Consider the following 12088-nt stretch of genomic DNA (forward strand, 5'->3'; position numbering starts at 1 on the left):
TGGGCCGCGGCTGCGGCCAACCTTGTCGAGCGCGGAGGACCTGTCTGAGCAGCGAGGGTAGGCACCGAGGGCTGTCCTGCGGCCACGCATGAGCGCCGCGCGGACGGCCATCGCGCGCAGGCGCGCTCCTACAACAGCCATGCCAGCGCCGAGGTTCGGCCGGAGGCCGTCAGGCATGGCCGCGAAGCGGCAACCGCTTCACAAGCTCGCGATGCGGCTGCGGTTGCGGCCGTCGTTCTTCGCCTCGTACAACGCCTCGTCCGCACGACCCAGCAACGAATTCAACGACTCCGGCGCACGCCACATCGCCACGCCCGCACTCACCGTAATCCGGATACGGTAATCCCCGTGCACGATCACCAGCGACGCCAGCGCATGCCGCACCCGCTCGGTGATATCCAGCGCATGCTCAGCCAGCGAGCCCGGCAGGCACAGGATGAACTCCTCGCCACCGAAACGCCCGGCCAGGTCATCAGCACGACACATCGACGAAATCACCCGCATCGTCTCGCGAATCACCGTGTCACCCGCCAGGTGGCCAAACGTATCGTTGACCGTCTTGAAGTCATCGATATCCAGCAACACCATGCTGAACGGAATGCCGTCCTTCGCCGCCCCCTGGCGCACGCGCTCCGCCTGCTCCAGGAAACGCCGGCGATTGAGCGAACCGGTCAACTCATCCGTACCCGCCAGGTGATCCAGCCGCTCGTTCGCCGCCTTCAGGTCACGCGTACGCGCCTCCACCTGGGCCTGCAACAGCTCCGCGCGACGGCGCAGGTAAAGCGTGCGCAGGTAAACCAGCGCAAAGAACATCGCCACCGCCGCCGCCACGCCCGCCAGCAGCGTCCATGGGCTCTCATACCAGCGCGGCACGACCTCGACGCGTACCGAGGTCTCGACCGTGCGCGCATCCAGGCCACGCATCGACGCACGCAGGCGCAGCGTGTACGTACCGCTGGCAAGGTTCGTATAGATCGCGCTCGGCGGGATGCCGCGCGCTACTTCGTTCCAACCGTTGTCCGCGCCATCCATGCGATACCCATAGTGGGTTTCCTGCGGCGCACGGAAATCCAGCAGCGCGAACTCGACACGCAGGTTGCGACCGTCACCGTCCAGCTTGATCCGGCCCGCTTCGCCCGGTAGCTCGGCCAGCGGCAGCGAGCGATCGTTCAGGGCGACGTGGGTCACCGCCAGCCGTGCCGACGCGGTCTGCGGCGCCACCCAGTAGGGCCGTACCACGGTCAGGCCACCGAGGCCGCCGAACATCAGCTCGCCGCCCGGCGCCTCCGCCGCGGCACGATGGATGTAGCTGGGGATGCGCAGGCCATCGCGAATGCCCAGGTCGAACACGCGGTGGCTTGCCGCGTCGACCATGGCCACGCCGTTGGCCATCGAGGCCCAGACGCGATCGTCGTGGTCGACCAGCAACGCGTTGATCTTCGTGTTGACCATGCCTTCGCGCGCGCCGATCAGGCCGAAATGGAACGGCCCGCGCTCGTTGAAATCGTCCAGGTAGGCAATGCCGCCGAACGTACCCAGCCACAGCCGGTGATGCGAATCGAACGCCATCGAACCGGTGTAGTCCTGCGGCAGGCTGGCCGGATCCGCCGGGTCATGGCGGATGTTGGTAAAGCCCGGTTCGCCGTCGTACGAAATGCTGATGCCGCTGATCGTCGCGAACCACCACGAATGCGCCATCCGCACGATGTGCCGCACCTGGTCGCCGACCAGGCTGTGCGGATCCTTCTCGTCGTGGCGCATCTGCTGCAAGGCATGCGTCGCGCCGTCGTAGCGGAACAGGCCGTCATAGGTGCCGATCAACAGGTCGTTGCCGTCGCGCTGCATCGACAGGATCAGCCGGCCGTCCAGGCTCGGGATGACCGAGCTTTCCAGCGCGAAGGTGTCCGGGTTGATCCGCGACACGCCCTGTGCGCCGGCCCAGATCGACCCGTCCGGCGCGACCACGAAGGCCTGCACGTCGCGCTCGGCCTGCTCGCCGCCGAGCTGGAGATGGCGCATGCCGCCACTGCCGAGGTCGAGCACGTCGATACGTCCCATGCCCAGGCCCAGCCAGACGCGTCCGCGTGGGTCGACGAACACGGAGTGCACGTTGGCGTTGGACAACGTGTGCGCTTCCAACGGCGAAGGCAGTACGGAAAACACCTTGCGCCCGTTCGGATCGTAGTGCGCGGCGCCGAGTTCGGTGGCGACCCAGATGTTGCCGGCGTGGTCCTGGAAGATGTCGCGGGTGATGTCGCCAGGCAGCGACGACGGCATCGCCGCATCGTGGGCGAGCGCGCGCAGCTGGCCCGTCGTGAAGTCGTACGTGACCACGCCGGCGCCATCGGTGGCGGCCCAGAGCACGTGGGTGGGTGTTTCGCGGAACGCGCGGATGGTCCGTCGCCGGGCCATGCCGGTCTTGCCGGAGAACCCGGCGACGACGTGGCCATGGCCCTCGGCACCGATGTAGATCGCGCCCGACTGGCCGGTGCCGATCCACAGGCGATCCTGGCTGTCTTCGTAAATCGCCCAGACCTGGTCGCGCAGGATCGCTTCGATCTCCGGATCGTTCGATACCACCCGCTCGAAGTGCTTGCCCGGGTGGCGCACGAACAGGCCTTTGTCCAGGCCGACCCACAGGTTGCCCTTGCGATCCTCGCTGACGGTGAACGTGCGCGACACCATCTCCGGGTCGTCGCCCGGCAGCCGCGACACGCGGGTGATCTGGCCGGTGGAAAGCTGCAGGCGGTCCAGCCCACCCTCGGTGGCGATCCAGAACACATCCGGATCGCGCGAGCGCGCGATGGCGAAGATCTTGTTGTTCGAGGTGCCGCCCTTGCCCACCGGATACGCGTGGAATCGGGTGGTCTTCGGATCGAAGCGCAGCAGCCCGCCCGCATTGGTGCCGACCAGCAAGCCGCCATCGTCCAGCGGCATCAGCGTGCGCACGTAGGCATCAGGAAGCACCGCGCCGCCGTAGGAATCCGGCTCCTGGCCGAACACCTGCATGCGGTAACCGTCGTAGCGGGCCAGGCCACCGAACGTGCCGATCCAGACCAGGCCCGCCTTGTCCTGCACGATCGAGGTCGTGGTGGAATGCGGCAGGCCGTCGGCTACGCCCACCGTGTCGAACCATGCCGTTTCGTACGGCGCCCATGGATCCACGCCGACCTTCGGCGCCACCTGCCCCACGGCCGTGCCCGCGGCGAACAGGCCGAGGACGAAGACGCAGAGGACGGCACGCAGCAGCAGGAAGCAGGACGGCCGGTGGAAGCGCTCAGCCCGCATAGGCCAACGACGGATCGAGGTAGCGACTGAACGCATCCGCCGTCATGGGGCGGGCGAAGAAATAGCCCTGGCCGATGTCGCAGCCCAGGCCGCGCAACCAGTCGGCCTGGGCCTCGGTCTCCACGCCCTCGGCGATCGTGCGCATGTTGAGCTTCTTGGCCAGGCCGACGATCGCCTCGGTGATCTCGCGGTCGGCCAGGTTGGTATCGCTGCCGCGGACGAAGCTCTGGTCGATCTTGATCGTGCCGACCGGCAGTTCGCGCAGGTGGCTGAGGTTCCAGTAGCCCGCGCCGAAATCGTCGATCAGCAGGTCGAACCCGTGCGAACGCAGCTTCACCAGCTGGCGCAGGGTTTCCTCCGGCTCGCGCATCGCCGTGGACTCGGTGAGCTCGAAGCGGATCCGGGTCGGGTCGACGCCGAACGAGCGGACCACCCGATGCAGCGTTTCGACGAAGGCGGGGCGGCTCAGTTCATGCATCGAGAGGTTGATCGCCACGTAGTCGACGTGGCATTTCGCCTTGTCCCACGCCAGCACCTGGGTGAGCACCACGCGCAGCACGTACTCGCCCAGCGCATGGATCAGGCCGGAGCGTTCCGCGATGGCGACGAACACGCCCGGCGGCACGTCACCGCGCTGCGGATGGTGCCAGCGCGCCAGCGCTTCCACGCCGGCCAGCGTGCCGTCGCGCAGGTTGCGCTTGGGCTGGTATTCCACGTCGAGCTCGCCACGCTGCAGCGCCTCGCGCAGTTCGACGGTGAGTGCGAGGCGTTCGCGCGCCTGCTCCAGCATGCCTTCTTCATAGAAACGGAAGTCGGCCTTGCCGGTCTCCTTCACCGCATACATGGCCGCATCGGCATTGCGGATCAGCGCGACGGCTTCGCGACCATCCTGCGGGGCGATGGCCACGCCGATGCTCGGGCTCACCGCGACCAGCTGGCCGCTGACGTTCACCGGCTGCGACACCAGGTCAAGCACCTTGCGGCACACCCGGACCAGGTTCTCCATGCCGCCATAGCCCTTGACCACGACGACGAACTCGTCGCCGCCGAAACGCGACACCGTGTCGCGCTCGCGCACGCTGCTACGCAGCGAGGTGGCCACGGCACGCAGAAAGGTATCGCCGGCTTCGTGGCCGAGCGTGTCGTTGATCGACTTGAAGCCGTCGAGGTCGATGAACATCACCGCCAGCGTCGCATCACCCGGCGCGGCGAGCGCGGCTTCCAGCTCGTGCATCAGGAAGGCGCGGTTGGGCAGGCCGGTGAGGGTGTCGTGGTAGGCGTGGAAGGCCAGTGCGCGACGGGCTTCCTCGCGCGGATCCTTCAGGCGGGCGCTGAGCTTGCGGCGCTGCGTGACCAGCAGCCCGATCACCACCGAGGCCACCAGGCAGACCACCACCAGCGAGACCAGCCAGCCAAATCCGGCACCATGCGTGCTGAATCCCGAGCAGCTGACATCGGCCGGCCCCATGAGGGACCAGCGCGCGCACTTCGACACGGCGACATGCATGCCGTTTTCGATGCTAATTGTCAGCACGCCTCGCTCCGGCCCGGCACCCGGGACACGTCGCTACCCTGCTAGGGCAGCCAACGGAAACATCAAAATTCATCAACGGCCATGCCCGGAACCCAGGATGGCCCCATGGCGTGACTCGACTCGTCCGTAGTCTATCGGCCATGGACCCGAACAACTTTAACGCCCCCCGTGAAGGCTGCACGCCCCGTCTTCCCCTACCGTGAGACGGACCCGACAGGCAAGCATGATGCGGCCTCGGAAAAAAAACGCAATCCGTGCCGCTGGTCACGCCCCCAGCCGCCCTCAGCGCCCGCTCGCCGGGGCGCCCAGGTAACGGTCGAACCAGGCCAGCGCCCGGGCCAGCACGTCGCGCCGGCTGGCGTCGCGGGCGAAGCCGTGGCCCTCGCCCGGGTAGACCACCAGCGAGGTGGGCACGCCCTGCGCGCGCAACGCGTGCCAGAACTCGAACGACTGCGGCGCCGGCGTCTCGGCGTCGCGCTCGCCGACCACGACCAGGGTCGGCGTCTTCACCTGCTTGATGAAGTTGATCGCCGAGCTGCGCGCATAGACGCCCGGGTCGTCATACACCGACGCACCGAAGTACGGCTTCATCCACTGGTCGATCAGGTTCTGGCCGTAATAGCTCTGCCAGTTGGAGATGCCCGCGCCGGCGACGGCCGCCTGGAAGCGCGACGTCTGGGTCACGGCGAACATGGTCATGAAGCCGCCGTAGCTCCAGCCGGTGAGGCCAAGCCGCTTGTCGTCCACGGGATGGGTCTTCTCGATCGCATCGACGCCGGCCAGCGCATCGCGCAGGTCGCCGTAGCCGAAGTCCTTGCGGTTGGCCTGGACGAAGGCTTCGCCCTGGCCGTAGCTGCCGCGCGGGTTGGGCATGAACACGAAGTAGCCCAATGCGGACAGCGGCGCCGCGCCATAGCCCGGCCCCGGCCAGCGCGGCAAGACGGCGGCGGCGGGGCCACCGTGGATCGATACGATCATGCCGTAGCGCTTCGCCGGATCGTAGTTGGCCGGGTACAGCAGCCAGCCCTGCACGTCCTGGCCTTCGTTGGTCCAGCGGATCGATTCGGCCTTGCCCCACGATGGCTTCAACGCGGCGTTGAACGTCGTCACGGCGCGCGGCGCGGCATTGCCGGCGAGGTCGGCGACGTGCACCTCGTAGGGCTTGTCGAACGAGCTGGCGATGAACGCGGCGTGCTGCTGGTCGGCGCTGAGCGAGACCGACATGGACAGGCGACCGTCGCCCAGGGTCATCGGCAGGTCGAACAGCGGGGTGGCAACGGCGGCGCCGCTTGCCGGAATTTCATAGCGGGACATCCGGCTGGCACCGGCCACCTGTTCGGTCACCAGCAGGCGGTCGTTCGCCGCCCAGGCCAGCCACACCGGCGTCGTGGTGACTCCCGGGGTGAGGTCGACCGGCGTGCCACCCGTGCTCGACACCGCCCAGATGTCGCCACCGGTGGAGCCCTGGTCGCTCATCAGGCCGCCGATGAAGGCGATCCGCGAACCGTCCGGGGAGAAACGCGGCACGGCCACCTGCAGGTTCTTCAGCGGACCCTTCAGCGCCGTGGTGTCGACCAGCACGTCGGTCTTCGCGCCGGCGTTCGCCGGCTGCACGTAAAGCTTCGCCACCCACCAGTTGTTGTCGCCGGGCGGCGGTGCCGCGACGAAGGCGATCCGGCTGCCGTCGGGCGAACGGGTGAACTCGTAGACATGCAGGCCCGCCGGGGTGAGCGTGTGCACGGCACCGCCGGCCACGTCGACGCTGGCCACCTGCTGCACTTCCATCCCTTCCACGCCGACCTCGCCCAGCTGCGGCTTCGCGGCCGCGGTGGCACTGGCACGCCGGGTGGCGTTCGGCACGTAGAGGAAGTCCAGCTGCTTGCCGTTGGCCGACCATTCCAGCCCGCTGACGTAACCGGTCAGGTGGGTCAGGCGCTTCGGCGCCCCACCCTTGGCGGCGATGTCCACGAGGTTGATGTCGTTCTGCTTGCCTTCTTCCACGCCCGGGCCTTTGCCCGCGCAATCGGAGAGGAAGGCCAGGTGGCGCGAATCCGGGGACCAGGCCACGCTGGTTTCGCTGCAGCCCTTCGTCGCGGTGACGCGGTGGGCACTGCGGCCATCGGCATCGGCCACTTCCAGCACCGGCTTGCCGTCGGTCTTCACCGCCCAGGCCAGGTGCTTGCCGTCGGGCGACAGCGCCACCGACTCGATGGTGCGGACTTTCGCGAGGCCGTCGAGGATGGCCGCGATGCGCGGATCGTCGGCCCTGGCGGCGGGTTCGGCGTAGGCGCTGGTGGCGCAGGCAAGCGCCACGGCGGTGGCGATCCACTTCGTTCGCATCGAGTTCGGCTCGGGGGTGTATAGGAGACGTGAAACCTAGCACACCCCCAACCGCGCTTCACGCCAGCAGGTTGCCGTATTCCGGGTTGCGTCGGAACCACGTCGCCGCGTAGGAACATGCGGGGCGGATTTTCCAGCCCTGGTTCTCCGCCACCTTCACCGCCTGGCGGGTCAGGAGGTTGGCGATGCCGCGGCCACCGACGGGCTCGGGCACGCCGGTGTGGGTGATCACCATGGTCTTGCCTTCCAGCCGGTAATCCAGCTCGCACTCGTGCCCGTCCACATGCGCCAGGAACACCTGGTTGGCCCGGTCGTGGGTGATTTCCAGAGGTTTCGGGGTCTCGCTCATCGTCGTTCTCTCCAAGCCTTCCTCGGCGCCCTTTCGCATTCTGTCCATGGACGGGGCGCTAGCGTCGTCGATGACGAAGCATGCGCGCCTTCACGAGCACAATCCATAACCAACAGGAGAAGACCATGCAGAAGTGGGGAAAGGCAGTCTGGACCGGCAACATTAAAGAGGGCAAAGGGCTCATTTCCACGCAGACCGGGGTGCTGAAGGACGCACCGTACGGTTTCGCATCGCGCTTCGAAGATGGCCCCGGCAGCAACCCGGAGGAACTGCTGGGCGCCGCGCACGCGTCGTGCTTCACCATGGCGCTGTCGCTGATGCTCGGTAACAACGGCCTGACCGCCGACCGCATCGAAACCCGCGCTGACGTCACCCTGGCCAAGGACGGGGAAGGCTTCTCGATCACCAAGATCCACCTCACCACCAAGGCGAAGATCCCCGGTGCCGACCAGGCGAAGTTCACCGAGATCGCCACGCAGGCGAAGGAAGGCTGCCCGGTGTCGAAGGTGTTGAAGGCGGAGATCACGCTGGACGCGTCGCTGGAGGCGTAACATGCCCGCGCCGCCGGCCCGACCGGCGGCGCAACCCAGGCAGACAGGACTCCCCGCCACGTGCTGATCATCCACGAACACGGCCATCACGAACGCCCCATCGTCTGGAACCCCGGCATGGGCCGGCCCAAGGCACCGATCTGGATCGACCTGGTCGAGCCCAGTGAGGAAGAGCGCCACTGCGCCGCCGAGATCACTGGCCTGCGCGTGCCCGAGCGCTCCGACGTCGTGAACCTTGCGCTGTCCAGCCGCATCCGCACCGACGACGACGCGCAATACCTTTCGATCCCCTATTTCGCCGATACCAGCGCGCATGCGGCGCAGCCGGTCGGCATCGTGGTGACCAACCACGTATTGATGACGCTGCGCTTCGCCGAGTCGCCCGCGTTCGACCTGGCCAACGAGAGCTGCGACCGCCAGCACTGGGAGTCCAGCGGCGACGTGCTGGCGACGTTGATCGAGGCGATCGTTAACCTCGGTGCGCAGCGCATGGAGGATGTGTCGGCCGAGCTGAAGAAGCTTTCCGACCGCGTGTTCACGCCCGAGCGCCTCGGCACCCCGGTGCTGCGCGACTGCATGCTCGAAGTTGGCCGCCTCGAAGGGCTACAGGCGCGCAATCGCTCCTCGATGCTGGGCGTGCAGCGGATCGTGTCGTTCGTCCGCGCGAAGAAGCCCGACTGGATGTCGGACAACGTGGAAGTGCGCCTGCGCGTGATCGACCATGACCTGCGCACGCTCGACGAATTCGACGACCAGCTGACCAACAAGCTGCAGTTCCTGCTCGATGCCACGCTGGGCTTCATCAGCACCGACCAGAACCACGTGATGAAGGTGCTGACCGTGACCTCGGTGGCGACCATCCCGCCGGTGATCCTCGCGGGCATCTGGGGCATGAACTTCAAGTACATGCCCGAGCTCGACTGGCACTGGGGTTATCCGATGGCGATCGTCGTGATCATCGTCAGCATGATCCTGCCGGTGTGGTTCTTTAAGTGGCGCGGCTGGTGGTCGGGGGACTGAGCCATGTTGCGCCACCTGCTCCGCCCCGCCACCGCGCCGATCCGGCGCTGGGTGATGACCGCCTTCCCGAAACCGCCCACGGGCGGCATCGACTACGAACACCCGGCCGGTGATCCCGGCCTGTTCGGCCCGGAGTCGGTAACCTGGCGAGTCCACAACGACTTCTGCGGCATGCTCGCCGGCGGCCTGTGCGCCCTTTACCTGCAGACCTTGCATCCGCGTGCGCTGGCGGGCGTGTGGGACCACTCCAACTTCCGTACCGACCTGGTCGGCCGGCTGCGTCGCACGACGGCCTTCGTCGGCGGGACGACTTATGCGCCGACCGCGGCGGCGCACGCGATGATCGAACGGGTGCGCAGCATCCATGGCCAGGTCCGCGGCGTCGACGAAGCGGGCCAGCCGTATGCCGCGGATGACCCCGACCTGCTGACCTGGGTGCACGTGAGCGAGATGGCCAGCTTCCTCGCCGGCTTCCGCGTGTATGGGCCGATGGATGTACCGGACGCTGCAGCCGATGCGTACTTCAACGAGACCCGGCGCATCGCCGAAGCGCTCGGCGCACGCGACGTGCCTGGCTCGGTCGCCGCGCTGGACGACTACGTGCGCGACGTGATTCCCACGCTGGCCTACACCGAGCGCACGCGGGTGGTGCTGGAGGTGTTGGCCGACCTCGACCTGCCGGTGCCGCTGGCCGGCCTCTCGCGCGACATCTTCCTGCATGCGGGCGCCGGCCTCTTGCCAGGCTGGGCCAGCGACCTGCTCCGCCGCACCCCGGCCGACCAGCTCAAGGCCCGGGTGGCGACGGCCACCCTGCGCGGCATGGCGCCGCTGTTCCGCGCGGCGCTGACCGATGGCGTGGCGACCCGCTCCTGCCGCCGGGTCGGGGTCGACCGCGGCTTGCTCATGCGCTGGCCCGCGCTGGAAGGCACTTACCCCAGAAAGGCCGGTTGACGATACCCCCGCTTTTGGGATGGTCTTCACAGTTCTCGCACATCCGCGAGATTTTGCTCTAAAGTTATCGGCTTCGTGGTCGCTAACTTTGGCAAGGGAACCCGCCAGGGTGACCTGTGGCGCGATCATCACCAGGCTCGGGACAGGGGCCTTTCTCGGGGGAGGATGGGTTCGGTGCGATTTCAACGCTTTCAGCGCGGCCACATGGCCGGAACGGTACTCGCATGAGGGCACCGTGGCATTCCCTTGCCGGCGGCATGCCGGAATCGCGCCTGCTCGCCTCGGTGGCCGAGTTCACCCATCATCGTGACATCGATGCCCTCGATCATAGCCTGGTGCTGTCGATGGCCGAGCTGGTGGCGGTAAAGAGCGTCACCCTGTGCAAGCGCGGCGAGAGCCTGCAGCAGCCGGTGGAATCACTGGTGGTCTGCACGCGCAACGCCGAAGGACGCTGCGTGGTGGAAGCGCTCGAGCCGACCCGCGACGGCGACCCGGTCGACACGATCATCGTGGCGATGGAGACGCTTGAAGTGGTCAGCGACGTCACCGATGACGGCCACTGCCGCCTGGTGGTGCCGGTGATCCGCGACCACGCGGCCATCGGTGCGCTGATGCTCGAAGCCGAAGACAGCATGGAAAGCGTGCGCACCATGGTGGAAGGCTTCGCGCGGATCTACGCGAACTACATCGCCCTGCTCAACGAAAGCGAGCGCGACAAGCTCACCGGCCTGTACAACCGCCGCAGCTTCGAACAACGCCTGCAGCGCCTGCTGAAGCTGCAGCGCCAGCGTGCGCGTGCCGTTCGCAAGGACGAGGAACGCCGCCATCCGAGCGAGGACGTGGCGCAGATCTACCTCGCCATCCTCGACATCGATCATTTCAAGCGGATCAACGACACCTGGGGCCATGTCTACGGCGACGAGGTGATCCTGATGCTCGCGCAGCAGATGCGCGCGTGCTTCCGCCAGTCCGACGTGCTGTTCCGCTTCGGTGGCGAAGAATTCGTCATGCTCATCGCGGCCCAGGACGAAGACATCGCCGCCGCCGCACTGGAGCGCTTCCGCGAACACGTCGCCACCTGGAACTTCCCCCAGGTCGGCCACGTCACCGTCAGCATCGGCTACGCCCGCATCAGCGAAAACGACTACCCCGAAATCGTGCTCGACCGCGCCGACAAGGCCCTGTACTTCGCCAAGCAGAATGGCCGCAACAGCGTGCAAGGCTTCGAGTCGCTCACAGCACGCGGCGAACTGGCCACGCCCGTCGCCATGGGCAGCATTGACCTGTTCTAGCAGCGTGAGTCGTCAGGCGTGAAGCGTGAGCTGGACAGGCCGCGGCAACCACTCATTCCGCGCGCCGTCCCAGCTCACGCTTTACGACTTACGCTTAACTCGCTTACTTCACCACACCACAGGCAATCCGATCCCCACCGCCGCCCAGCGGCTTGGGCTCATCCGAATAGTTGTCGCCACCGGCGTGGATCATCAGCGCGTGGCCCTTCAACGTGGCCAGGCTCTTCAGGTGCGGTGCGGTCACGGCCGTGGTGTCGGTGCCATCGGCGCCTACCGTGATCTTCGGCAGGTCGCCCTCGTGGCCGCCCATGGCATCGGGGCCTTCGTGCTTGCCGGTTTTCGCCGGGTCGTAATGGCCACCCGCGGCCAGCGCTGCGCCCGGCTTGCCGTCCTTCTCGCCCGGCGCGCAGCTGGGCTTCTCGTGCAGGTGGAAGCCATGCTCGCCGGCCGGCAGGCCCTTGAGGTTCGGGGTGAAGACGAGGCCACCCGCGCTCTCGGTCACGGTCACGCTGCCGACCGAGCTGCCCACGCCATCGGTCGAGACCATGGTCATCGGCACGGTGACGCTCTTGTCGGCGGCCTGGGCCGCGCCACAGATCAGCAGGCCTGCTGCCACGATTGCGATCTTCTTCATCGTCCACTCCCCGTTTTGGGTCAAAGGTGACCCGGGATACTGCACCTTGCGTGGAGGTGGCGTCCATTGGGGGGATGGGGGCGTGGCGGGGATCGGGGGTCGCGCGCAGGCGCGCTCCTACAGGGGGGC

At 67.3% G+C, this 12088-nt stretch carries 9 protein-coding genes; 4 read left to right on the top strand and 5 right to left on the bottom strand.

The window, feature by feature from the left end; translation table 11 throughout:
* Window positions 1-198: 198 nt before the first annotated feature.
* The 4 genes from KPL74_08180 to KPL74_08195 form a co-directional block, all read right to left on the bottom strand.
* Window positions 199-3324, bottom strand: a complete 3126-nt coding sequence (locus KPL74_08180) for a diguanylate cyclase (GenBank protein QWT21970.1) — start codon at window positions 3322-3324, stop codon at window positions 199-201.
* Window positions 3278-4822, bottom strand: a complete 1545-nt coding sequence (locus KPL74_08185) for an EAL domain-containing protein (GenBank protein QWT21971.1) — start codon at window positions 4820-4822, stop codon at window positions 3278-3280. Before KPL74_08185 ends, KPL74_08180 begins: the two co-directional genes overlap by 47 nt.
* A 282-nt stretch (window positions 4823-5104) precedes the next feature.
* The gene (locus tag KPL74_08190; GenBank protein QWT21972.1) at window positions 5105-7162 is read right to left on the bottom strand and encodes a S9 family peptidase; all 2058 of its coding nucleotides are present in this window, start codon (window positions 7160-7162) and stop codon (window positions 5105-5107) included.
* 58 nt (window positions 7163-7220) lie between these two features.
* A complete protein-coding gene (locus KPL74_08195) occupies window positions 7221-7511 on the bottom strand; it encodes an N-acetyltransferase (GenBank protein ID QWT21973.1) in 291 nt (96 codons plus the stop codon).
* 80 nt (window positions 7512-7591) lie between these two features.
* Here KPL74_08195 and KPL74_08200 point away from each other — a divergent pair, with 80 nt between their 5' ends.
* From KPL74_08200 to KPL74_08215, 4 genes are all read left to right on the top strand, one after another.
* Window positions 7592-8062: an OsmC family protein gene (locus tag KPL74_08200; GenBank protein ID QWT21974.1), complete on the top strand. Its 471-nt coding sequence runs from the start codon at window positions 7592-7594 to the stop codon at window positions 8060-8062.
* A gap of 60 nt (window positions 8063-8122) precedes the next feature.
* Window positions 8123-9082 carry a hypothetical protein gene (locus tag KPL74_08205; GenBank protein QWT21975.1) on the top strand — a complete coding sequence of 320 codons (960 nt, stop codon included), beginning with the start codon at window positions 8123-8125 and terminating at the stop codon, window positions 9080-9082.
* Window positions 9083-9085: 3 nt separating this feature from the next.
* Entirely contained in the window at window positions 9086-10033 is a 948-nt protein-coding gene (locus KPL74_08210; GenBank protein ID QWT21976.1) for a DUF2236 domain-containing protein, read from the top strand.
* Between the two features lie 224 nt (window positions 10034-10257).
* Complete coding sequence (locus KPL74_08215; GenBank protein QWT21977.1) at window positions 10258-11325, top strand: GGDEF domain-containing protein; 1068 nt, start codon at window positions 10258-10260, stop codon at window positions 11323-11325.
* A gap of 103 nt (window positions 11326-11428) precedes the next feature.
* Here the strand turns inward: KPL74_08215 and KPL74_08220 are convergent, their stop codons facing one another.
* The gene (locus tag KPL74_08220; protein ID QWT21978.1) at window positions 11429-11959 is read right to left on the bottom strand and encodes a superoxide dismutase family protein; all 531 of its coding nucleotides are present in this window, start codon (window positions 11957-11959) and stop codon (window positions 11429-11431) included.
* Window positions 11960-12088: the final 129 nt, after the last annotated feature.

The organism is Bacillus sp. NP157, from assembly GCA_018889975.1.
In the GTDB taxonomy this organism is placed as follows: Bacteria; Pseudomonadota; Gammaproteobacteria; order Xanthomonadales; family Rhodanobacteraceae; genus Luteibacter.